This is a genomic window from Neorhizobium galegae, assembly GCF_021391675.1.
Classification (GTDB): domain Bacteria; phylum Pseudomonadota; class Alphaproteobacteria; order Rhizobiales; family Rhizobiaceae; genus Neorhizobium; species Neorhizobium galegae_B.
The window spans coordinates 4,347,079-4,370,094 of the sequence record NZ_CP090095.1 but is presented as its reverse complement, the minus strand read 5'-3'; the positions used below and the strand labels follow the sequence as shown (position 1 = coordinate 4,370,094).

Here is a 23,016-nt window from a genome sequence, read left to right as displayed (position 1 = left end):
CGTCCGGATAAGGCCATTATGAGGCTGAGTGAACCAACCGGAGATGTGGCCCATGGAAAAGCTTACCCTTTATATCGGTAACAAGAATTACTCCTCCTGGTCCCTCCGCCCCTGGATCGCGCTGACGGCGGCGGGCATTGCCTTCGAGGAAGTGCTGATACCCTTCGATTTTCCGGCCGGCAATCCGGAATTCAGGCCGATCTCGCCGACCGGCAAGGTGCCGGTGCTGCACCACGGCGATGTGCGGGTGTGGGAATCGCTTGCGATCATCGAATATGCCGCCGAGCTTTTCCCGGACAAAGGCATCTGGCCGAAAGCCGCTGCCGATCGCGCTGTCGCGCGTTCTATCTCGATGGAGATGATTTCCGGCTTCCGGGCGCTGCGCAATGCCTGCCCGATGAACATGCGCCGGCCGAAGGGCAGGATCGCACTTGCCGACGGGGTGATGGACGACGTGGCGCGCATCGAGACGATCTGGCGCGAGCTGCGGGCCAGATCCGGCGGGCCTTTCCTGTTCGGCGAATTTTCCGGAGCGGATGCGATGTTTGCGCCCGTCGTCAGCCGTTTCGACGTCTACGATCTGACGAGCGACGCGGAGACGCTCGCCTATATGACGGCAATGAAATCTCATCCGGCCTGGCTCAAGTGGCAGGAGGCGGCACTTGCCGAAACCTGGGTGGTCCCGGAGGACGAGGTTTAAGTCGCATATTTCTCAAAAAATCCAGGCAGGGACTGGTCAAAGCCCGGTAGGGCATGTATAAGCCGCCCAAATTTCCGAGATCGAGACATGTCCAATCGGCCTCAGTTCCGGCCGGGGATGATGTTTTTGACGCCCAAGTGGAGTAACGAAAATGGCTGTACCGAAGAGAAAAACGAGCCCGTCGAAGCGCGGTATGCGCCGCTCCGCAGACGCACTCAAGGCTCCGACCTATATCGAAGACAAGAACTCCGGCGAACTGCGCCGTCCGCACCATGTCGATCTGAAGACCGGCATGTATCGCGGCCGTCAGGTTCTGACGCCGAAGGAAAGCGCATAAGCGTTTTCTGACTTCTATTGCATCGAAGGCCGGCTCTGCCGGCCTTTTTTGTTGCGCGAAGACTTGTTTTGCAGCGCCCAAGACTTGCGAAAGCAGGGCAAGCACGTACAGTCCGGCCATATCGACTGGAGTCCGAGACCATGCTTGCCGCATTGCCGCTGATGATCATCCCGTTCATTCTCTATAACCTGGGCATGCTCGGCATTCTGGGCAGCGGCGGGGTCACGTCGCTCGGCAACGTCATCAGCTCGCTTCAGATGCTGTCGGGTGCCGTCTGGACCATGACGCTCGGCGACGTGATCATCGTCATCTCGCTGGTCTTCCTGTTCGTGGAAATCCTGAAAGCCAGCCGCAACGGCCGCGGTTCGCTGATCAACCACATGCTGTCCATGCTGGTCTTCATCGCCTATCTGGTCGAATTCCTGCTGGTGCGGGATGCCGCGACGCAGATCTTCTTCATCCTGATGACGATCACTTTCGTCGACGTAATCGGCGGCTTTGCGGTGGCAATCCGCGCAGCCGGCCGTGACGTGTCGATCGGGCTCTAAAGCGTGTCGCTGTTTTTGCGATTCATGGTTCTCAAATCAGTCCATCCGTGATTCCCTTTGATGTGAAGGGAGATCGCCATGGGCAAGTCACATCCGATTGCGTTGCGTGAGCGTGTCGTAGCGTTAGTGGAAGAAGGCCATGGGCATCGGGAGGCCGCCCGGCATTTTCGGGTGTCGCCGCGTTTCGTGAACGATCTGGTGATCCTGAAGCGCGAGACAGGTTCGCTTTCGCCGCGCCGGCAGGGGCACCTTGGCGGCGGTAAGCTTTCGGCACAGCACGCGTGGGTTGGAGAGCGGCTGGCACAGAATGGCGAACTGACGCTGGACGAGCTTTGCGTGGAACTTTGCGGACGTGGCGTCATCGTCCATCGCTCCAGTGTCGGACGGCTTCTGCATCGGCTTGGGTTGAGCCATAAAAAAAAAGCCTGCAGGCCGCCGAGCAGTTGCGCCCGGAGATCGCGCGGGCGCGTGAACTGTGGACCGCACGGCGCAAGCCTTTCTTCAACAAAGGATTGGCCCGGCTGGTTTTTATCGACGAGACATCGACGAACACAAAGCTGACGAAGCGGTCGGGATGGTCTGCGCGAGGGCAGCGCTATCGAACGCATTCACCCTTCGGTTCGTGGAAATCCCAAACCTTCATCGCCGGGCTGCGATCCCATGGCATGGTTGCCCCCTGGATCGTTGACAGGCCGATGAACGCCCGCATCTTCGAGGCGTGGATAGAGACCCAACTCGCGCCGAACCTGTCGCCTGGAGACGTCGTCATTCTCGACAATGTCGCCTTTCATAAGAGCGAACGGGCCGAAGAACTGGTCAGGGCAAAGGGAGCCTGGCTGCTGTTTCTGCCGCCCTATAGTCCCGACCTCAATCCCATAGAGATGGCCTTCTCAAAACTCAAGACGCTGCTGCGAAAGCGGGCTGCCCGCAGCTTCGATGCCATCACGCAAGCCCTCGGCGAAATCTGCAATCTCTTCTCCGTCACAGAATGCAGAAACTACTTCAAAGCCGCAGGATACGAGGCAGATTAAACGCGACACGCTTTAGGCGCCCTTCAGGTCTTAGAGATTATCGAGGCGGCTCTGCAGGTTGCGGAGCTGTTCCTTCAACTCGTCGATATCCTTGGCGTCGGTCTTCTTGGCGGCAGGCGCCTGGGGCTGTCCCGTAAACGGCGAGAACATCTGCATGGCCTGGCGGAACATGTCCGTGTTGCGGCGTACATGCTCTTCCATCATCTGGATCGGCATCTGCAGGTTCTTGCTGAGCGGCGTATCGCCGAAGGCGCGCGTCATCTGTTCGCGCATCTGAACCTGCTGGTCGGTGAAGGCCTTCATCGAGTGTTCGAGGAAGGTCGGAACCACCATCTGCATCTGGTCGCCGTAGTAGGAAATCAGCTGCCGCAGGAAGGAAATCGGCAGCAGCGTGTTGCCGGTCTTCGATTCCTGCTCGAAGATGATCTGGGTCAGGACCGAATGGGTGATGTCGTCACCGCTCTTGGCGTCCTGAACGGTGAAGTCCTCGCCCTTCTTCACCATCTTCGCCAGGTCTTCCAGCGTCACATAGGTGCTGGTGCCCGTGTTGTAGAGGCGCCTGTTGGCATATTTCTTGATTATGATTTCGCCTTCGGTCTTTGCCATGATTGCCTCCTGCTCCCGTCAATATGGTTTGGTCATTATCGATTGGCATTCTTCTCCCGACAGGAATGTAAGCCTAAATGACGAGGACTTACAATCGATTTGTGCGGCGCGGCGACTGCTTTGTTGCGCAGCAAACCCGTGAAATCTAACGGGCATTTTGGAGAGATCCGGCGGCTGCGCCCCGGCATCCGACTGGCGTTTGACTCTCGGCCCAAGCTTTGCCAGTCTCGTGTATAAATATCTAATAAGAGGAAACGTCCATGACCACTCCATCCATCGTGATCGCAGCCGCTGGCCGTACTGCGGTCGGCTCCTTCAATGGCGCCTTCGCCAATGTTCCGGCGCATGAACTGGGCGCCGCGGCGATCAAGGGCGCATTGTCACGTGCCGGCGTCGAGGCGGCTGAGGTGGACGAGGTCATCCTCGGTCAGGTCCTGCCGGCGGGCGAGGGCCAGAACCCGGCCCGACAGGCGGCCATGAAGGCCGGTGTGCCGAAGGAAGCCACCGCCTGGGGCGTCAACCAGCTCTGCGGCTCGGGCCTGCGCGCCGTTGCACTCGGCATGCAGCAGATCGCGCTCGGCGACGCCAAGATCATCGTTGCCGGCGGCCAGGAATCGATGTCCATGGCGCCGCATTGCGCGCACCTTCGCGGCGGCGTGAAGATGGGCGATTTCAAGATGATCGACACGATGGTCAAGGACGGCCTGACCGACGCGTTCTACGGCTATCACATGGGCATCACCGCGGAGAATATCGCCCGCCAGTGGCAGCTCTCCCGCGAGGAGCAGGACCAGTTCGCCGTGTCTTCCCAGAACAAGGCGGAAGCCGCGCAGAACGCCGGCCGCTTCAAGGACGAGATCATCCCCTATATCATCCAGACGCGGAAGGGGGACGTGACCGTCGAGAACGACGAATACATCCGCGCCGGCGCGACGCTCGATTCGATGACCAAGCTGCGCCCCGCCTTCGACAAGGAAGGCACCGTGACCGCCGGCAATGCGTCCGGCCTCAATGACGGCGCGGCCGCTGCCGTGCTGATGACGGAAGCGGAAGCCGCCCGCCGCGGCATCACGCCGATGGTTCGCATCGTTTCCTGGGCGACTGCCGGCGTCGATCCGCAGATCATGGGCACCGGCCCGATCCCGGCTTCCCGCAAGGCGCTGGAAAAGGCGGGCTGGAAGGTCGGCGATCTCGATCTCATCGAGGCCAACGAAGCCTTTGCCGCGCAATCCTGTGCCGTCGTCAAGGATCTCGGTTTCGATTCGTCGATCGTCAACGTCAATGGTGGCGCGATCGCCATCGGCCATCCGATCGGCGCGTCGGGCGCCCGCATCCTCAACACGCTCCTCTTCGAGATGAAGCGCCGCGGCGCCAAGAAGGGTCTTGCCACGCTGTGCATCGGCGGCGGCATGGGCGTCGCCATGTGCCTGGAGGCCATGTAATACCATTGGATGACTGTGGATGATCCCGCCCAGGTTGCAAAACTTCGCGGCGGGACTATCTCCTCGCTGAAAGCATGTCAAAATAGGTAAGTATCCAGTCACACAGAAGGACCGGATCAAATCGAAGAGGGGAAGATCGCATGAGCAGGGTTGCATTGGTTTCGGGAGGAACGCGTGGGATCGGGGCAGCCATCTCCGTCGCGTTGAAGGCGGCAGGTTATCGTGTCGCGGCAAATTTTGCGGGCAATGAGGAAAAGGCGAAAGCCTTCCACGACGAGACCGGGATTCCGGTCTTCAAGTGGGATGTCTCCAGCTATCAGGCCTGCGTCGACGGAATAGCAAAAGTGGAGGCAGAGCTCGGCCCGATCGAGGTGCTCGTCAACAATGCGGGCATCACCCGTGACGGCATGTTCCACAAGATGACGCCTGAACAGTGGAACGAGGTGGTCGGCACCAACCTGACCGGCCTCTTCAACATGACACATCCGATCTGGAACGGCATGCGCGAGCGCGAATTCGGCCGGGTCGTCAACATCTCGTCGATCAACGGCCAGAAGGGCCAGATGGGCCAGGTGAATTATTCGGCAGCCAAGGCCGGCGATCTCGGCTTTACCAAGGCGCTGGCCCAGGAAGGCGCTGCAAAGAACATCACCGTCAACGCCATCTGCCCCGGCTACATCGCCACCGAAATGGTGCGGGCGGTGCCGGAGAAGGTGCTGAACGAGCGGATTCTTCCGCTGATCCCGGTCGGGCGCCTCGGCGAACCGGAAGAGATTGCCCGTTGCGTCGTATTCCTCGCCTCCGACGATGCCGGCTTCATCACCGGTTCGACGCTGACGGCGAATGGCGGCCAGTTCTTCGCGAGCTGATCTCCGCCATTAACCTTTGAGCGGGTTTCGGCGCATGGTGGTGCGCCGAAACGGTCGGTCTCTATGGTTAACAAATTGTTTTAACACGACATATTGCGGTGAACAAACCGCGAAACGGGTGATGTCGCCGATTCGTCGGCGATTCGTTCCGGCTTTGGCCAAGTGTTAATGCCGGCGGTCTCTCAGGGCAAAACAAAACCGGCGCCGATTGCTCGGGCGCCGGTCCTGAGGGACTGGATTGTTGCTCGCGATTAGCGGCAACGGGCCTCGTAACGACGGCCGTAACGGTCGCGATAGATGCAGTAGCCGCGGCGTTCCGAGGACTGGCCGATCGCAGCGCCGACCAGGCCGCCTGCAACTGCGCCAACTGCCGCGCCACCCCAGCTGTTCGTCACGGCGCCGCCGATAACGGCACCCGTGCCGGCGCCGATTGCGGTGCCGCGTTCAGTTGCAGTACAGGAGGCGAGCGTGCCGATCATGCAGCCCGCAATCAGAATCTTCTTCATCATGTTAGTTTCCCTTCCCTTTGGTACACACGGCTACGCCGCTTTTAAATCCTGCCCATCAGCAGCAGGATAATGATAATAAGCACGACAAGGCCCAATCCGCCCGACGGACCATAGCCCCAGCCTCGGCTATAGCCCCAATTCGGCAAGGCGCCAATGAGTAGCAGAATGAGGATGACGAGCAACACGGTTCCGAGCATGATTTTTCTACTCCGCTAGACAATCCGGTATGGATTTGGCGAGGAAACGTAGCGCCGCGATTTTTGTTCCATCGGCTTGCAAGCGTGTGCTCTCACGTGTGGTTAAAGTGCGTTAGCCAATGTTAATGGCAGCTGAACGATTTGCTTCCGAGGTCTTTACCGCGACGATTTTCTTGCGGTTCTCTCCTGATGGCACCTACCATATCTTGTGAGAACAAATAGCGAAGACATGGATGTCTGTGATTCGTCGGCGATTCGTTCCGCCTTTGGCCTGAATCTTAATTCCGTGCTCAAACGAGGGTGGAGCAGCCTAAATGGATTGATGAAACATTAACCATATCAATGGATTGACTCTTCCGATTCTTCGTGAAAGCGCAGCTTTGGGATGAGTCCTGCGGTTGTATGCACCCAATCTTGATGTAGATTCAGGATGTCGTGGGGAAGTCTGGAGTCGCATCAACATATAGCGGTGAACAAAAGCTGAATCGTCTTGAGTCTGCGATTCGTCTCCGATTCGTTCGCGTCTGTTCCTTTACGTTTAAAATTCGAATCGCCGAGCGTTGATGGGCTGCCTTCAGCGATCACTCTTCGGCCGCAAAACTATTCTTCAGGCTTGCGTTTGCCGGCCTAGATCGCCATGTGTTGCGTGGCTTTTGGTTTTTGGGCGCAGGCGCGAGACCCAAGCCGTATGTGATGCGCGGAACCAGGCTTTGAATTTCCAGCCCATGATGCTCAGCGGGCGCGGCGTCACCGCCGTCCTCGGACCCACCAATACCGGCAAGACCCATTATGCCATCGAGCGCATGGTGGCGCATGGCACCGGCGTGATCGGCCTGCCGCTCCGGCTGCTGGCGCGCGAGGTCTATACGCGCCTTGTTGAGAAGGTCGGTGCTTCGCAGGTGGCGCTCGTCACCGGCGAGGAAAAGATCACCCCGCCGAACGCCCGCTTTTCCGTCTGCACCGTCGAGGCCATGCCACGCGAGACGAAAGCCTCGTTCGTCGCGATCGACGAGGTGCAGCTCGCGGGGGATCTCGAGCGCGGCCATATCTTTACCGACCGCATCCTGCATTTGCGCGGGCGCGACGAAACGCTGCTCCTGGGTGCGGCAACCATGCGGCCGATCCTCGAGCGGCTTCTGCCGGGAATAACCATCGTCGAGCGGCCGCGCCTCTCGCAGCTCTTTTATGCGGGCCAGAAAAAGATCACCCGCCTGCCGCAGCGTTCTGCGATCGTGGCGTTTTCAGCCGACGAGGTCTATGCGATCGCCGAGCTTATTCGCCGCCAGCGCGGCGGCGCGGCGGTGGTGCTGGGCGCACTCAGCCCACGTACCCGCAATGCGCAGGTCGGCCTCTACCAGTCCGGCGACGTCGAATATCTCGTTGCGACCGATGCGATCGGCATGGGACTCAATCTCGATGTCGATCACGTGGCATTCGCCCAGGACCGGAAATTCGACGGTTATCAATTCCGCAGCCTCAATCCGGCAGAACTGGCGCAGATCGCCGGCCGCGCCGGGCGGCATGTGAGGGACGGGACGTTCGGCGTTACCGGGCAGGTCGCGCCTTTCGAGGACGAATTGGTCGAGCGAATCGAAAGCCACCACTTCGATCATGTCAAAGTGCTGCAATGGCGGTCGAAGAACCTCGATTTTTCGTCGCTCAAGGCTCTGCGGGAAAGCCTGGACGCGTCGCCGACGCTGCAAGGATTGACAAGGGCGCTTCCCGCGACCGACAGCCAAGCCTTTGATTATCTTTCGCGTTATCCCGAAATCAAGGACGTTGCGACGACGCCACAGCGGGTCGAGAAGCTCTGGGAGGCCTGTGCCCTGCCGGACTATCGGCGAATTGCGCCGGCACAGCACGCCGACCTTATTTCGACTCTTTTTTCCGATCTTGTACGCTTCGGGACGGTGAATGAAGAATTCATGGCGGAACAGGTCCGCCGCGCCGACCGCACCGATGGTGAAATCGACACATTATCGGCCCGCATAGCGCAGATCCGGACATGGACCTACGTCTCTAATCGCCCTGGTTGGCTTGCCGATCCGACACACTGGCAAGAAAAGACACGGGAAATAGAGGATAGGTTATCGGACGCGCTACATGAAAGGTTGACGAAACGCTTTGTTGATCGCAGGACATCTGTGCTCATGAAGCGCCTGAGAGAGAATGCGATGCTGGAAGCTGAAATCAGTGTGAATGGCGATGTCTTTGTAGAGGGACATCACGTCGGGCAATTGGCCGGTTTCCGGTTCACGCCCGTTTCGGGAACCGAGGGACCCGACGCCAAGGCGGTGCAGGGTGCCGCTCAGAAAGCGCTGGCGCTCGAATTCGAGGCGCGGGCCGCGAGGCTTTATGCCTCCGGCAATAGCGATCTGGCGGTCGGCTCCGACGGGTCCGTTCGCTGGCTCGGCGAGCCCATCGCCCGTCTTGCGCCGACCGAGCATGTCATGCGGCCGCGCGTCATCCTGCTCTCCGACGAGCAGCTGACCGGCAATGCGCGCGAACATGTGCTCGCCCGCCTCGAGCGCTTCGTCAACCATCACATCGCCACGGTTCTGAAGCCGCTCGACGATCTGTCGCGCGCCGAAGACCTGCAGGGCCTCGCCAAGGGCCTCGCCTTCCAGCTCGTCGAAAGTCTCGGCGTGCTGTTCAGGCGCGACGTCGCGGACGACGTGAAGTCGCTCGATCAGGATGCGCGCGCCTCGATGCGTCGCTACGGCATCCGTTTCGGCGCCTATCACGTCTTCATGCCGATGCTTCTGAAGCCGGCGCCGGCTGAACTCATCACGCTCCTCTGGGCGCTGAAGAACGACGGCCTCGACAAGCCCGGTTACGGCGATCTCATCCCGGCGCTTGCCGCAGGACGCACTTCGGTGGTCGCCGATCCGACGTTCGAACGGATGTTCTACAAGCTTGCGGGTTTCCGCTTCCTCGGCAAGCGTGCCGTGCGGATCGACATCCTGGAGCGACTTGCCGATCTCATCCGTCCGCTTCTGCAGTGGAAGCCGGGCTCGACGCCGCGTCCGGAAGGGGCATATGACGGCCGCCGCTTCACGGCCACGACCGCGATGCTCTCCATTCTCGGCGCGACGCCGGACGATATGGAAGAAATCCTCAAGGGCCTCGGATATCGTGCCGACGCCGTGAAGGCGGAAGAGGCGCAGGCATTCCTGGCAGGCCACGATGCAAGTCCCGTGAACGCTGCGGCTGCTCCAGCCTCGGCAGGAGATGCACCGGAAGTCTCCGAGACAGATGACGCCGATGCGAGTGACGCTCCGGTCGAGACTGCAACGGAAACCGCTCCGGCCGAGACTGCGACGGAAGCAGCTCCCGCCGAGGCCGTGGCTGATGCTGCACCGGCTGAGACGGCGACTGCAGACCCGGTTGCTTCGGAAGAAGCTCCCGCCGAGCAGGCTGCGGCTGGAGACGTCACCGACGAGGCAAAGGCTGCCGAGGCTGGAGAGCCGAAGCCGGTCCTGCTGTGGCGTCCGGGCGGCGGTCGTGAAAACAACCAGCGCGGCGGACGGCCTCAGCATGGCGATCGTCGTGGCCATGGCGGCCAGCGCAACAATGCCGGTGGCGAAGCCGGCCAGCCGGCCCAGGGCCGTCGTGATGAGCGTCGCGACGGTGGCGAGCGGCGTGATGCGCGCCCTGCCGGCGAACGTGGTGGCGAACGCAAGGACGGCGGCAAGCCGAACCGCGACAACAACCGCCGGCCAGATAACAACAATACCAACAACCGCGGGGGCGATCGCCCGAACCGCGGGGAGCGCCACGAAGGTGGTCCGCGTCCGGACCGCAACGACCGCGGCAAAGGGCCGCAGCCTGCTCGCTTCGAGGCCAAGCCGCCCCGCAAGGAAAAGCCGATCGATCCGGACTCGCCCTTTGCAAAGCTTGCAGCTCTCAAGGAGCAGATGAAGAAGTAAGGCCCATGGCGGAAAAACAGCCACAATCCGGTTCGCGTCAGCGCATCGACAAGTGGCTGTTTTTTGCCCGCATGGCGAAGTCGCGGTCGATCGCCCAGGATATGATCCGCTCCAACCACGTGCGGGTGAACGGCGATCTGGTGTCCCAGCCGAGCTCCCAGGTGAAGCCGGGCGACCGTATCAACCTCACGCTGGAGCGTCGCGATCTCGTGCTGATGGTCAAGGCCGGCGGCGAAAGGCGAGGACCTTTCGAAGAGGCCCGGATGCTCTATGAAGATCTCAGCCCTTCTCCGGAAGAAACCAAGAGGCTGACGTCGTTCGAACAGGCGCAACGCGCGCAGGGAAGCGGCCGACCGACCAAGAAGGAGCGCCGCGAGACCGATCGGCTGCTTCCGGGTATCGACGCGGACCTAGATTAGAAAAAACGACCCGCTGCGCCCAGGTTTTCAGCACGGATATCCTTGCTAAGCAAAGCCAAAGGCTTTACCTGACTGTCGAAAAGCCGGATCGCCTACCTCCTGTCATTTTTGCAGTTGGGTTTTCGCCTCTCCCGGCTTTCCGGCGTGCCGGCGCTTCCCATCCGTCGACGTGCCGCTGATCCGCGAGAGTCCTGGAGTGCCGCATGACGTATGTCGTGACCGACAATTGTATCCGCTGCAAATATACCGACTGCGTCGAGGTCTGCCCGGTCGACTGTTTTTATGAAGGCGAAAACTTCCTCGTCATCCATCCCGACGAGTGCATCGATTGTGGCGTCTGCGAACCGGAATGTCCCGCCGAGGCGATCAAGCCGGACACGGAGCCAGGCCTCGACAAGTGGCTCAAGATAAACACCGAATTCGCTCAGATCTGGCCCAACATCACGGTCAAGCGCGAGGCGCTGCCCGAAGCCAAGGAGATGGACGGCGTCACCAACAAGTACGAGCAGTATTTCTCCGCCGAACCCGGTAAGGGCGATTGAGATTTGCCGCGACGGAATGGCTCGGAAGCTGTTTCGAATCACTTTGCCTTTTTGTTGGGCAGAGCGCGGGTGCGGCGCTCTGTGCACCTGCAAAAGCAAATTATTGATTTCCGCACTTTTTTGTGGTAGACAATAAGAACTGTTCCACAAGGCGGCACGTGTGTGCCCAAAAAACATCACGAAAGCAACAGACCACCCAAAGCGCGGTTTCCGTGACATTGCAACGCTCGAATGTTGTCGGTCGCAGTTCCCCGATGGGTGTTTTTTCGCTCGCGTTGGTCGGACCAGTATGGAGTGACCCGACGGTTTCCCCCGTCTCATCCGGGCCTGACAGACCCGGTTCCCCCGACCCGGCAATGGGTGAGTAACAGGGAGTTTGTGAAACGAATGACGACTCAGCAGAAAAAGACTTCTCCCGCACGCCAGGGCTTCAAGACTGGTGAATCGATCGTATATCCCGCTCATGGTGTAGGCACTATCTCTGCGATTGAAGAGCAGGAAGTTGCCGGCATGAAGCTTGAGCTTTTCGTAATCGATTTCGAAAAGGACAAGATGCGCCTCAAGGTGCCAGTCGCAAAGGCCGTCAGCATCGGCATGCGCAAGCTGTCCGAAACGGATTTTGTCGAGCGCGCGCTCAAGGTTGTTCAAGGCAAGGCCCGCGTGAAGCGCACCATGTGGTCGCGCCGCGCCCAGGAATATGATGCAAAGATCAATTCCGGCGATCTGATCTCGATCGCGGAAGTGGTTCGCGACCTCTATCGCGCCGACAACCAGCCGGAACAATCCTATTCCGAGCGTCAGCTTTACGAAGCCGCTCTCGACCGCATGGCTCGTGAAATCGCTGCCGTGAACAAGATGTCCGAAACCGAAGCCGTCCGCCTTGTCGAGGTCAATCTCGCCAAGGGTCCCAAGCGCGGCAAGAACGTCGAGGAAGATGAGGCGCAGGAAGAAGCGGCCTGATCATCCATCCATAGTTCTCTCAAAAACCCGGCCTTCGAGCCGGGTTTTTTATTGGAACTTTTTGCCCGCCTCCGCGTTAACCCGCCGGAACGGCGAACTGATGTGCGTCGGTTTGCGTTCGGGACAGCTAAGTGCGGGGCGGAAGATCGGTCTCTTGAGCCGGTTGTGAATCCCCCGCGGAACTCAAGACGAGGGGAGCAAAAGCGGCAGGATATTCACTCCATCATCGTTCGGGCTTGTCGCGTGCACGGTGTCCTTGGTTTGTGCCTCGCTGTTTTTGTCGGATCAGACCGTTCACGGAGAACACGATGACAGCCATGTCCGCAGACCGCACGATGATCAAGATAGCAATGTCCGCTCCATATCTCGCCCGCGAGGAGGAGCGCGATCTGGCGGTTCGCTGGAAGGACGATCAGGACCAGGATGCCCGCAACCAGATTGCCCTTGCGCATATGCGTCTCGTGATCGCCATGGCCTCGAAGTTCCGTGGCTTCGGATTGCCGATGAGCGACCTCGTACAAGAGGGCTATGTAGGGCTGCTCGAAGCGGCGGCAAGGTTTGAGCCGGCCCGCGACGTGCGTTTTTCCACTTATGCCAGCTGGTGGATTCGTGCCTCGATGCAGGATTACATTCTTCGAAACTGGTCGATCGTGCGGGGCGGCACCAGTTCGGCGCAGAAGGCGCTGTTCTTCAACCTTCGCCGGCTGCGCGCCAAGCTCGCCCGCGGCGATTCCAACCTCACCGCCCGGGCAATTCACGAGGAGATCGCAGTGGCGCTCGGCGTCAGCGTCTCCGATGTCCAGACCATGGATGCCCGGCTTTCCGGCAACGATTCCTCGCTGCAGGCGCCGTCGATCGCCGGCGATGCGGATAGCGGCGAACGGCTCGACATGCTGGCGAGTGCCGAACCGCTGCCGGATGAGCAGGTTTCCGGGATGATCGACGGCGAGCGGCGGCTGAAATGGCTGCAGGGCGCGCTCACCAAGCTCAACGACCGGGAAAAGAAGATTATTCGCGCCCGCCGCCTGACGGACGATGGCGCGACGCTCGAAGCGCTCGGCGCCGAACTCGGCATTTCAAAGGAACGTGTGCGGCAGATCGAAAGCCGGGCGATCGAAAAGCTCAAGTCGGCGCTGGTGTCGGCCAATCCGCAGATGGCTGCGGCCGCCTGCTGAGGCGGCCCCGATCTCATTCGGAAATGATCTTGAACTTCTGGCCCGGGGAGATCGTCGCCCCGGCCGGCAGGGCGTTGATCAGTTTGAAGAGATCAAGCTTGCGATCCGTTCCCATCACGCGCGCCGATAGCGATGCGATGGTGTCGTCCTTTGTCGCTGTGACGATACGTACCCGTAGCGGCTTCAGCGTCGCGATTTCCTGAGGGGTCATCCGGCGGAAAGTCGAACGCAGGATTTCGGCAGTCGTATCGAGCGCCGGACTGCCCTTCGGCACTGCCGTCAGGAAACGGAAAATCTGATTGTCGACGCGGATGACGGTCACATCGAAATCCCAGCGTTCGGCGGAAGCCCGTGCGGTTGCCGCAGGCATGCCGTTCACCTGGATCTCCCGCACCGTCTCCGGCTGCAGGCCCGCGACCCAGCCGCTCGTCAGATAGTTCGGCAGATTGTCGTTATCGCCCGCGGCAACACCGTCGAAGCGGATCGCCGTTTCGCCGGGGCCGGTCGCCAGCACCGCTTCCACCTTGTTGTCGATCCGGAAGTCCGGCGGCACGTCGAAACGGATGCCGAGGCCGCCATGCAGAAAAGTCTGGCCGCGGACGTAGCCCTCCTGCGGGCTGTCGCCGTAGAGCAGGCCATCGATGCCGGCGATGTAATAATCACGGCCCTTGTCGCCGACGGTGCCTTCCTGGCCGAAATTGCGGGCATGGCGGCGGGCAAGATCGACGCGCTGGGCGGAGTTCGGATGGCTCGACAGGAAGTCGAGGCTCTGGTCGCTGTCCGGATCGACCGCCGAATAGCGGGCATAGGCGGCCATCGAATCCAGGAAGCGCGCCGCCGCGTAGGGGTCGTAGCCCGCTTCGCCGAGCATCCGTACGCCGATCACGTCGGCCTGCAGTTCCTGCTGGCGCGAGAAGGCGGCGAGCCTGAGCTTGCCGCGGGCCAGCGCCTGCTTGCCGGCAAGATCGCTGGAGAGGACTTCGGCGACGACGCGGCTCGCGATCACTTCCGCCTCTTCGCGGCGCTGGCGTTCGATGCCGTGGTTGGCGGTGACGTGGCCCATCTCGTGGGAGAGCACGGCTGCGACTTCCGATGCGTCATTGGCAAGCGCCAGAAGGCCGCGCGTCACGTAAAGATAACCGCCCGGCAGCGCGAAGGCGTTGATCGCCGGCGAGTTCAGGATGGTGATGCGGAAGGACTGGTTGGGATTTTCGGAGACGGCCGTCAGCGCGCCGGCGATGCGGGCGACCAGCCGCTCGGTCTTCGCGTCGCGATATTCGCCGCCGTAGCTTGCAACGATGCGCGGATGCTCGCGCGCGCCCATCTGCGCCCGCGGATCGTTCTTCTGCACCTCGTCGACGATCTGCGGCGAGTCGGAGGGAGAGACATTCGGGGTATAGGCCTGGTCGAAGAGCGACTGGCAGCCGGAAAGGACCGCACCGCTGAACAGCAGAGCGCCCAAGGCCCGCCGACCGGGCAGGGCACGAACAATCGTCCAGACAGCCTGGATCGCGGTGTCGCGCCTCATCGTCCTCGTCTTCCGCACCATCATTCCCAAGGTCCGCCATCCAGCTTGGCAGAGGTCCTCTCGATCCAAGCCGGCTCCTTCTCTATGTCGCTTAGCGATTTTCGCGTCGAATGCACAGATGCTCTTATTGAAATATGTCTTGCTGGTGCGTTTGCAATGAAAATCCCCGCTGCCTTTCCGCGATGCCATCGCGGCACGTCCAAATTGTGGCGAGTTCCATAACGGTCCGGCCGCCCTCGTCGCCAAACGTGATCACGCAGATAGTAACTTGCAAATTGCAAGTTACTTGTGCCACAAGGCAATGTCTTGCCGGAGAAGAAACCCATGAAACGGACAGGTCCCATCGACACCGGATGCCCGGTGTTGCGCAGTCTCAAACATGTCGGCGAGGGTTGGAGCTTCCTGATCCTGCGCGATGCGCTGGGAGGTGCGACACGTTTCGACGAATTCCAGCGCAACCTCGATATCGCCCCGAACATCCTGACCAGCCGGTTGAACTCGCTTGTCGAATCCGGGCTGATGGAACGACGGCGCTACTCCGAACGGCCGCCGCGCGACGAATACCACCTCACGCAGCGCGGCTGCGACTTCAAGCCTGTGGTGCAGGCGCTGCTTGCCTTCGGCAACCAGCATTTCGCGCCGGAGGGCGAAAGCGTCGTGATCGTCAACAAGGAGACCGGCGAGCAGGCCGAACCGGTGATGATCGACCGCCGTAGCGGCAAACTGCTGAGCGATCCGGTTTTCACCAGCGCGGCCGGTCCGGCGGCGAGCGAACGCATCCGCCGCCGCTATCCATCCATGAACGAGCTGGTGCAGCAGAGAGAGGCAGATCGATGAGTGCCGTGACCACCGAAGCCGTCGAGGCGGCGCCTACCTGCGATGACGCCAGCGCGGCGACGATCAATCCGCGGACCCGGCAGCTGCTGCAGGATCCGATCCTGCCGATGCTGATCCGGCTCGCATGGCCAAATATCCTGATCATGCTCGCCCAGGCGTCGACAGGCCTCATCGAAACCTGGTGGATCTCGCATATGGGCACCGCGGCGCTGGCGGGCATGGCCCTGGTCTTTCCGGCCGTGATGCTGATGCAGATGATGTCTGCCGGCGGTTTCGGCGGAGCTATTTCCTCGGCAATCGCCCGCGCGCTCGGCGGCGGCCGGCGTGACGATGCCGACCTGCTTGCCTGGCATGCCGTCGTCGTCAATGTCGTGATCGGGCTGTTGTTTTCGGCGGTCATGCTCGCCTATGGCCGGCCGATCTATCGGGCGCTCGGCGGCGAGGGCGCGGAACTCGAGGCTGCGCTCGTCTATTCCAACGTGGTGTTCGGCGGCATGGTCTTCGTCTGGCTGATGAACGGCCTGGCGAGCGTCGTGCGCGGCACGGGCAACATGCTGTTCCCGGCGCTGGTTACCTGCGTCGGTGCTGCACTCCTCGTGCCCGTATCGCCGCTTCTGATCTTCGGCTTCGGCCCGTTCCAGGGGCTCGGCATTGCCGGTGGCGGCCTGGCCCTGGCGCTCTACAGTTTCGGCGGCACGGCGGTTCTCGCCTGGTATATCCTCTCCGGCCGCAATCTCGTGCGCTTCGGCGTCGGACCGCTTCGTTGGGCGATGTTTCGGGATATCGTCCGCCTCGGCGCTGCCGCGGCGATCAATTCCGTTCTCACCAATGTGACCATCGGCATTGCCACGGCTCTGGTGGCCACCAAAGCGGGTGTCTCTGCCGTCGCCGGTTTCGGTACCGGCGCGAGGCTCGAATATCTGCTGATCCCGGTGATCTTCGGCATCGGCGCGCCGATGGTGGCGCTTGTTGGCACCAACATGGGCGCGGGCCAGAAAGATCGCGCAATGCGCATCGCCTTCACCGGCGCCGCGATTGCCTTCGTCATCACCGAGACAATCGGCCTGATCGCGGCAATCTTCCCGGTCGCCTGGATCTCACTGTTCAGCGAGGAGCATGGCGCCATCGATGCGGGCGTCGCCTATCTGCAGATCGTCGGGCCGGTTTATGGTTTCTTCGGCGGGGGGCTGGCGCTCTATTTTGCCTGTCAAGGGGCGGGCCAGCTGCTCTGGCCGCTTGCCTGTGGTTTCCTGAGACTTGCCATTGCCGGTCTCGGGGGCTGGCTGGCGCTGGAATTCACCGGTTCGCTGAACGGATTGTTCTTCGCGCTGGCGGCCGGCCTGGTCGCCTACGGCGGGATACTGTTCCTCGCCATCCGCTCGGGCGCCTGGTTCCGCGGAAAGGTGGCCTGATCAGCCGGATAGAAATTCGGCGAGCGCCGGAATATCGCGCCGGGCGAGGAATTCCTCGGCCGGCGCCTGCAGCAGGATCTGGCCGTGGTCGATGAAGATCGCATGGTCGGCCAATCGGCCGACCTCATCCGGATCGTGGGTCACGATCAACACCGCATTGCCCGTCTCGCGATGCAGGTCGATGAGCAAATTGGCCATCGAAAGCCGGAGGCCGGGATCGAGCGCCGCAAATGGCTCATCCATCAGCAGAACCGGTTTTTTGCGCACCAGAGCCCGCGCGAACGCGGCACGCTGCCTTTCGCCGCCGGAAAGCGTCCCCGGCATCCGTTTCTCAAAGCCGCCCAACCCGACGCGTTCCAGCGCCTGCGATATCGCGGCCCGGTCACCGCTGGAAAGTTTCAGCGAAGGGCTGATGCCGAGCCCGATATTGGTGGCCATATCCAGATGGGCGAAGAGGTTGTTGTCCTGAAAGACCAGCGATACGGGACGCTCGGAGGGATGTTTTTCCGTCACGTCCCCGCCCGCGATCAGGATACGGCCGCGGTCCGGCGTCTCGAAGCCGGCAACGAGGTTGAGGAAAGTGGACTTGCCGGAGCCGGATGGGCCGGTGACCGCCGTCACGGCGCCGGCCGGGAGTAAGCAATCGAAGCGGAATTCCTTCGTGCCAAGCCTTAGCTCGACCTTTTCCAGCACGATCCCGTCAGCCATGCTTTGCTTCCCTCTGGCCGGTGGTGCCGATCATCGTCAGCCCCAGGCAGATGATGCCGAGGATGAGCGCCAGCCCGTCGGCATCGTTGGCGCGATAGCTAGATAGCCGGCTATAGACAAGCCAGGGCAGGGTGGTGAGGTCGCTGGAGCCGAACAGCGCGACCGCTCCCAGATCCCCGAGCGACAGCGCCATGGCGAAGGACAGCGCCGTCAGCAGCGGCTTTGCCAGAACCGGCAGATCGATCCTCCATGCCCGCGAAAAGCCTGAAAGGCCGAGGCTTGCCGACAGCCTGGCGGTCCGCTTGCGATGCGTTTCCACCGCCGGCGCCAGGACGCGCATCGCGAAGGGAAGCGCCATCAGCATGTTGATGATCGCGACCAGCGCCGGAGCGAAGCGTGCCACATCGCCGAACGGGCGCAGCATCAGGAACCAACCCGTCCCGAGCACGACCGGCGGCACGAGCAGCACCAGCGAGGACGTTCCACCCAAGGACACGGAAAATGCCCTGGCCGTTCCGCCGGGTCTCTTCATGTCTGCAATCGCCCCGCGCCCGGCAATGATAGCCAGGGAAGTCAGAACGGCCAGCAGGCCGGCGGAAAGCGCGATCGTGAAACTGGTCCAGGCGGCGCGCAGGAAGGCGGGGCTGTTGACGAGGCTCCAGAGATTGGCCTGGACGCCCGCGCCGACGATCGAGGCGAGCGGCAGGATCAGGAATGTCGTGGCAAGCAGGATAGCCAGCACATCCCAAAGCCGTGCGGGCAGCGTTCGGCCATCGAACCGGCGTGTCGCCCGGCCAGCCGTGATGCCAGCGTCGTCAGGCGCCGGCAAAAGCGAAATCGCGATCAGGATCAGCGCCGTGATGCCGATCTGCAGCAGCGACAGCGCTATGGCACGCGGCGGATCGAAATCGAAACGCAGCGACTGGTAAATCGCAACTTCGAGCGTGGTCGCGGCCGGCCCGCCGCCGAGCACCAGGACGAGCGTGAAACTCGTGGCACAAAGCATGAAGATCAGGCCGGCAATGCCGGGGATGACGTGGCGCGCCGCGGGCCATTCGATGAAACGGAAGACGGAAAACGGTTTCATTCCGAGGCTGGAGGAGAGGAGCCAATATTCCGCAGGCAACCGTTCCAGCGCCGCAAGCAGCAGCCTTGCCGCGAGCGGAAGGTTGAAGAACACATGCGCGAGCAGGATGCCGGAAAGGCCGTAAATGCTGACCGGTTGCTCCAGGCCGAGCTTCAACAGCAGGCTGTTCATCACCCCTTGCCGGCCCCAGATGCCGATCAGACCGAGCGCGCCGATCAGCACCGGCAGGCCCATGGGCAATGCCATCAGCCGGACGATCCAGAGACGGCCCGGAAAGCTTGGGCGGCGTGCAAGCGCAAGAGCTACGGGAAGCGCGAAGAGAACCGACAGCAGCGTCGAAAGAACCGCCTGCAGCAGGGTGAAGCGCAGAATTCGCCAGGTATAGGGGGTGAACAGCCGGCTTTGGGCGTTGCCCGCATCCCAGGACAGAAGGGCAACGATAGCGACGCCAACGAAGAGGGCGATGCCGGTCAGGCTGAGCAGCCCCCAGCCTATCCCGCGTCTCCGCTCGGCACGCGTCAGCATGGATCAGTTCATGCTCATGGCGGTCAGCCATTCATCGATCCAGGCCTGGCGATTCCTGGCGACTTCGTCCGACCCCATCAGGAACGTCTTGGCCGGCTGCACTAGCTTGTTGAAGGCGTCGGGCAAGGGTTCGGAAGTCTTGGCGGCCGGCATCATCCAGTTGGTGGTCGGGATGACGTCCTGGAAGGCCGGCGACACCATGAATTTCAGGAACTGTTTCGCCAGATCCTTGTCTCCGGTGCCCTTCAGCATGCCGGCAACCTCGATCTGGATGTAGTGGCCCTCCGTAAAGGAGGCGGCCTGATAGCGGTCGGTCTTTTCCTCGACCATGTGATAGGCGGGAGAGGTCGTGTAGGAAAACACCATCGGCACTTCGCCCTTAGTGAAAAGACCATAGGCTTCCGACCAGCCGGGCGTGACGGTCAGCACGCGCTTGCGAAGCTTTGCCCAGGCCTCCGGCGCCTTGTCGCCATAGACCGATTTCACCCACAGCAGCAGGCCGAGGCCCGGTGTCGAGGTCCGAGGATCCTCGATGGCGATCTTCTGCGCCGGGTCGCCTTCCACCAGTTCCTTCAGGCTCTTCGGCGGGTTCTTGATCGCCTGGGTATCGTAGACGACGGCGAAATGGCCATAGTCGTAGGGGATGAACGTGTCGTCGCTGTAATTGCCGGGGACCTTGGCCGCCGAGGCGTCGAGCCCATGCGGTTCGAACAGACCGGTTGCCTTGGCCTCGGAGATGAGGTTGGTATCGAGGCCGAGCGCGATATCGGCGTCGGTGCTTTTGCCTTCCAGTTTCAGCCGCGTGAGAAGCGCCACGCCATCGGCGACGCCGACGAAATTGAGCTTGCAGGCACAGGTCTTTTCGAAAGTTTCCTTGACCTTAGGCCCTGGACCCCAATCGGAGATGAAGCTCTCGTAGGTGTAGACGGTCAGCGTCTTTTCCTGCGCTTCGGCCGGCGCGGAAAGGGAAAGGGCGGCAGCGGCCGCCAATATCGAAAGAATGGTGCTGCGCATCAGCGTCTCCTCGTTTTGGTGAACAAAAGGGAACAGGCGCTGATGAAGAGCCGTCTAATCCCTCCGCCGGTGTTAACCGGATCAGGTTCCGCGGGTTGGCCAGAAGCCTCTCAGCCGCGCGAAAACGCGCGGCACCCCGTTAGAGCGAGATCAGATTTAGCGGTGAGGCGAATGGCTGGCAAGAGGCGCACTCGGCAGGAGCAACATTGGCTCAGTGGTTCTGCGGAAACACCTTCAGTTCACGCGGAACGATCGCCATGCCGCCGAGCCGGTTGGCAACGGCGTAGTCGATCGTCTTCTCGACTACGTCAGGCATGACCGGTTTGGTGAGAACGCCGAGCGAGCCCTTGACGCCGGCTTCCACATCGTCCGGATTACCCGTCATGAAGACGACGGTGATGCCATATTGCTCGGCAAGCTCTCGGCCGATCTCCGGACCGGTCCGGCCGTCCGAGAGATTGACGTCGACCAGGGCGATATCGGCATAGGCGGCGAGAGCCAGGGCGTGTTTGCGGGCATTGGCAAAACCGGCGACTTTCAGGCCCATGGCTTCGATCGTCTCGGCAACATCGAGCGCGATCAGAAACTCGTCTTCGACAATCATAACTCTCTGATTCATCGCCTCAGCGGCCAGCCGACGACGCGTAACATTTGTCAGCATTGGATGTCCCTATTCGGTTGATCGGTTCCGTGATGGCCGAGGACTCCCAAGAGATTTCGACCGCTATTGATCCACCGAACGTCTCGGGAAGAGATATGTTCCGGTCCGCGACAAATATTTTTTCAGCTAACTATCTGTTAAGATTAATAAATCGCAAATTAGCCTTCAATTTCCTCACGCAGCATTTCGAGTTCCAGCCATTCCTCTTCCATTTTGCTGATGCTTTGGCGCAGCTTTTCCATCTCCGCAGCCAACTTGTTGAAGGCGGCGGGATCCTTGGTGAAGAGGTTGGGATCGCCCATCTTCTTCTCGCGGGCGGCGATCTCGGCCTCGGCTTTCGCCATTTCCTTCGGAAGGTTCTCGAGCGCGAATTTCTGCTTGAAGGAAAGCTTGCCTTTGCCCTTGTTGGTGCCGGAAGCCGGTGCCGCAGTATCGGTTTTTGCCCTGTCGGCTTTCTCCGTGCGACGCCGTTCCTCGAGCGCTCCCTTCCGTTGCGCCAGCATATCCGTGTAGCCGCCGGCATATTCGATCCAGCGGCCGTCCGGTGCGTCCGGATTGGCGGGGGCGATGGTCGAGGTCACGGTCCGGTCGAGGAAGTCGCGGTCGTGGCTGACGAGGATGACCGTGCCGGTGTAACCGGCGACGATTTCCTGCAGCAGGTCCAGCGTCTCGATATCGAGGTCATTGGTCGGCTCGTCCAATATCAGCAGGTTGGACGGCCGCGCCATGATGCGGGCCAGCATCAGCCGGGCGCGCTCGCCGCCCGACAGGTTCTTGATCGGTGTCCTGATCTGCTCCGGCTGGAACAGGAAGTCCTTCATGTAGCCCGCGACATGCCGCTGCTCGCCGTTCACCAGCAGCGTCTCGCCGCGCCCGTCCGTCAGATAATGGGACAGAGTGTCCTCGGGGTCCAGATCCTCGCGTTTCTGGTCGAGTGTCGCGATTTCCAGGTTTGTACCGAGCTTGACGGTACCGGTGTCGGGCGCCAGCTGGCCGGTCAGCATTTTCAGGAGCGTGGTCTTGCCGGCGCCGTTCGGGCCGACGAGACCGATGCAGTCGCCGCGATGCACGCGGATCGAGAAGGGAGCGACGATCGGCCGGTCATAGCTCTTGGTGATGTTCTCGGCTTCGATGACCAGCTTGCCGGACTCGCGGCCCTCGCTGACACTCGCCTGCACCGTGCCTTGCGGACCCTTGTGGCCGCGGTAATTGCCGCGCATCGTCTGCAACTCGCCGAGGCGGCGCATGTTGCGCTTGCGGCGCGCGGTGACGCCGTAACGCAGCCAGTGTTCCTCGCGCTCGATCGCCTTGCCGAGCTTGTGCTGTTCCAGCTCTTCCGCCTCCAGCACTTCGTCACGCCAGGCTTCGAACTCGCCGAAACCGCGGTTGAGACGTCGTGATGTGCCGCGGTCGAGCCAGACCGTGGCGTTCGAGACCTTTTCGAGGAAGCGACGGTCATGCGAGATCACCACCAGCGCGCTTCTCGTCTTGCGCAGCTCCTCTTCCAGCCATTCGATGGTCGGCAGGTCGAGATGGTTGGTCGGCTCGTCGAGCATCAGGATGTCGGGTTCGGGCGCCATGACACGGGCAAGTGCTGCGCGTCGGGCTTCTCCGCCGGAGAGCGTGTTCGGATGTTCCTGGCCGGTGAGGCCCAGATGTTCGAGCAGGTAGGTGACGCGATAGGGGTCGTCGCCCGGGCCGAGGCCCGCTTCGGCATAGGCCTGCACGGTCGAGTAATCGGCGAAATCCGGCGCCTGTTCGAGATAGCGGATGGTCGAGGAGGGGTGGCGGAACACCTCTCCCGACTGGGGCTCGACCATGCCGGCGGCGATCTTCATCAGCGTCGACTTGCCGGAACCGTTGCGGCCGACGAGGCAGATGCGGTCGCCCGGCTCCACCTGCATGCCGGCGCCGGCGAGAAGCGGCGCTCCGCCGAAGCTCAGGAAAATATCGTCAAGTTTCAGAATTGGGGGCGCCAAC

General features: G+C 61.5%; 22 protein-coding genes and 1 riboswitch. Of the genes, 13 read left to right on the top strand and 9 right to left on the bottom strand.

Annotated elements, in window-relative coordinates:
- Positions 1-52 precede the first annotated feature (52 nt).
- From LZK81_RS21540 to LZK81_RS21525, 4 genes are all read left to right on the top strand, one after another.
- Positions 53-700, top strand: a complete 648-nt coding sequence (locus LZK81_RS21540) for a glutathione S-transferase family protein (RefSeq protein ID WP_233954605.1) — start codon at positions 53-55, stop codon at positions 698-700.
- A gap of 151 nt (positions 701-851) precedes the next feature.
- Entirely contained in the window at positions 852-1,037 is a 186-nt protein-coding gene (gene rpmF / locus LZK81_RS21535; RefSeq protein ID WP_038546808.1) for a 50S ribosomal protein L32, read from the top strand.
- Positions 1,038-1,177: 140 nt separating this feature from the next.
- Entirely contained in the window at positions 1,178-1,585 is a 408-nt protein-coding gene (locus LZK81_RS21530; RefSeq protein ID WP_046605158.1) for a hypothetical protein, read from the top strand.
- 78 nt (positions 1,586-1,663) lie between these two features.
- A protein-coding gene (locus tag LZK81_RS21525) for an IS630 family transposase (protein ID WP_233954196.1) occupies positions 1,664-2,616 on the top strand; the annotation gives its coding sequence in 2 pieces (ribosomal slippage) (positions 1,664-1,999 and positions 2,002-2,616; 951 coding nt in all).
- A gap of 30 nt (positions 2,617-2,646) precedes the next feature.
- Here LZK81_RS21525 and phaR read toward each other — a convergent pair.
- Positions 2,647-3,222, bottom strand: coding sequence for a polyhydroxyalkanoate synthesis repressor PhaR (phaR, locus tag LZK81_RS21520; protein ID WP_046605159.1), 576 nt, complete (start codon positions 3,220-3,222; stop codon positions 2,647-2,649).
- A gap of 260 nt (positions 3,223-3,482) precedes the next feature.
- Here phaR and LZK81_RS21515 point away from each other — a divergent pair, with 260 nt between their 5' ends.
- A complete protein-coding gene (locus tag LZK81_RS21515) occupies positions 3,483-4,664 on the top strand; it encodes an acetyl-CoA C-acetyltransferase (RefSeq protein ID WP_233954604.1) in 1,182 nt (393 codons plus the stop codon).
- A 140-nt stretch (positions 4,665-4,804) separates the two neighbouring features.
- Positions 4,805-5,533: a beta-ketoacyl-ACP reductase gene (locus tag LZK81_RS21510; RefSeq protein WP_046612894.1), complete on the top strand. Its 729-nt coding sequence runs from the start codon at positions 4,805-4,807 to the stop codon at positions 5,531-5,533.
- 251 nt (positions 5,534-5,784) lie between these two features.
- On the opposite strand, the gene LZK81_RS21505 is transcribed toward LZK81_RS21510, so the two are convergent.
- Both LZK81_RS21505 and LZK81_RS21500 read right to left on the bottom strand, forming a co-directional pair.
- A complete protein-coding gene (locus tag LZK81_RS21505; protein ID WP_037081355.1) occupies positions 5,785-6,042 on the bottom strand; it encodes a YMGG-like glycine zipper-containing protein in 258 nt (85 codons plus the stop codon).
- 41 nt (positions 6,043-6,083) lie between these two features.
- Positions 6,084-6,239, bottom strand: a complete 156-nt coding sequence (locus LZK81_RS21500; RefSeq protein WP_007775119.1) for a DUF3309 family protein — start codon at positions 6,237-6,239, stop codon at positions 6,084-6,086.
- A gap of 725 nt (positions 6,240-6,964) precedes the next feature.
- On the opposite strand from LZK81_RS21500, the gene LZK81_RS21495 reads away from it, so the two are divergent.
- From LZK81_RS21495 to LZK81_RS21475, 5 genes are all read left to right on the top strand, one after another.
- On the top strand, positions 6,965-10,168 hold the full coding sequence (locus tag LZK81_RS21495; RefSeq protein ID WP_233956652.1) for a helicase-related protein: 3,204 nt from the start codon (positions 6,965-6,967) through the stop codon (positions 10,166-10,168).
- A gap of 5 nt (positions 10,169-10,173) precedes the next feature.
- Complete coding sequence (locus LZK81_RS21490) at positions 10,174-10,587, top strand: RNA-binding S4 domain-containing protein (protein WP_046605162.1); 414 nt, start codon at positions 10,174-10,176, stop codon at positions 10,585-10,587.
- A 203-nt stretch (positions 10,588-10,790) separates the two neighbouring features.
- Positions 10,791-11,129: a ferredoxin FdxA gene (gene fdxA / locus LZK81_RS21485; RefSeq protein WP_046612892.1), complete on the top strand. Its 339-nt coding sequence runs from the start codon at positions 10,791-10,793 to the stop codon at positions 11,127-11,129.
- Between the two features lie 387 nt (positions 11,130-11,516).
- Positions 11,517-12,089, top strand: a complete 573-nt coding sequence (locus LZK81_RS21480) for a CarD family transcriptional regulator (protein ID WP_046605164.1) — start codon at positions 11,517-11,519, stop codon at positions 12,087-12,089.
- A 308-nt stretch (positions 12,090-12,397) separates the two neighbouring features.
- Positions 12,398-13,264 carry an RNA polymerase factor sigma-32 gene (locus tag LZK81_RS21475; protein WP_037081362.1) on the top strand — a complete coding sequence of 289 codons (867 nt, stop codon included), beginning with the start codon at positions 12,398-12,400 and terminating at the stop codon, positions 13,262-13,264.
- A 13-nt stretch (positions 13,265-13,277) separates the two neighbouring features.
- Here the strand turns inward: LZK81_RS21475 and LZK81_RS21470 are convergent, their stop codons facing one another.
- On the bottom strand, positions 13,278-14,792 hold the full coding sequence (locus tag LZK81_RS21470) for a M48 family metalloprotease (RefSeq protein WP_233954603.1): 1,515 nt from the start codon (positions 14,790-14,792) through the stop codon (positions 13,278-13,280).
- A 324-nt stretch (positions 14,793-15,116) separates the two neighbouring features.
- Between LZK81_RS21470 and LZK81_RS21465 the strand changes: the two genes are divergently transcribed.
- Both LZK81_RS21465 and LZK81_RS21460 read left to right on the top strand, forming a co-directional pair.
- Entirely contained in the window at positions 15,117-15,629 is a 513-nt protein-coding gene (locus LZK81_RS21465) for a winged helix-turn-helix transcriptional regulator (protein ID WP_233954602.1), read from the top strand.
- Positions 15,626-17,041, top strand: coding sequence for an MATE family efflux transporter (locus LZK81_RS21460; RefSeq protein WP_233954601.1), 1,416 nt, complete (start codon positions 15,626-15,628; stop codon positions 17,039-17,041). Before LZK81_RS21465 ends, LZK81_RS21460 begins: the two co-directional genes overlap by 4 nt.
- Here the strand turns inward: LZK81_RS21460 and LZK81_RS21455 are convergent, their stop codons facing one another.
- The 5 genes from LZK81_RS21455 to LZK81_RS21435 form a co-directional block, all read right to left on the bottom strand.
- The gene (locus tag LZK81_RS21455; protein WP_233954600.1) at positions 17,042-17,749 is read right to left on the bottom strand and encodes an ATP-binding cassette domain-containing protein; all 708 of its coding nucleotides are present in this window, start codon (positions 17,747-17,749) and stop codon (positions 17,042-17,044) included.
- Positions 17,742-19,361: a thiamine/thiamine pyrophosphate ABC transporter permease ThiP gene (gene thiP, locus LZK81_RS21450; RefSeq protein ID WP_233954599.1), complete on the bottom strand. Its 1,620-nt coding sequence runs from the start codon at positions 19,359-19,361 to the stop codon at positions 17,742-17,744. Before thiP ends, LZK81_RS21455 begins: the two co-directional genes overlap by 8 nt.
- A 3-nt stretch (positions 19,362-19,364) precedes the next feature.
- The gene (gene thiB, locus LZK81_RS21445; RefSeq protein WP_233954598.1) at positions 19,365-20,375 is read right to left on the bottom strand and encodes a thiamine ABC transporter substrate binding subunit; all 1,011 of its coding nucleotides are present in this window, start codon (positions 20,373-20,375) and stop codon (positions 19,365-19,367) included.
- A gap of 41 nt (positions 20,376-20,416) precedes the next feature.
- Positions 20,417-20,524: riboswitch (TPP riboswitch) on the bottom strand.
- A 62-nt stretch (positions 20,525-20,586) separates the two neighbouring features.
- Positions 20,587-21,036 carry a response regulator gene (locus LZK81_RS21440; RefSeq protein WP_038591020.1) on the bottom strand — a complete coding sequence of 150 codons (450 nt, stop codon included), beginning with the start codon at positions 21,034-21,036 and terminating at the stop codon, positions 20,587-20,589.
- Positions 21,037-21,194: 158 nt separating this feature from the next.
- Entirely contained in the window at positions 21,195-23,015 is a 1,821-nt protein-coding gene (locus tag LZK81_RS21435; protein ID WP_233954597.1) for an ABC-F family ATP-binding cassette domain-containing protein, read from the bottom strand.
- Position 23,016 lies beyond the last annotated feature (1 nt).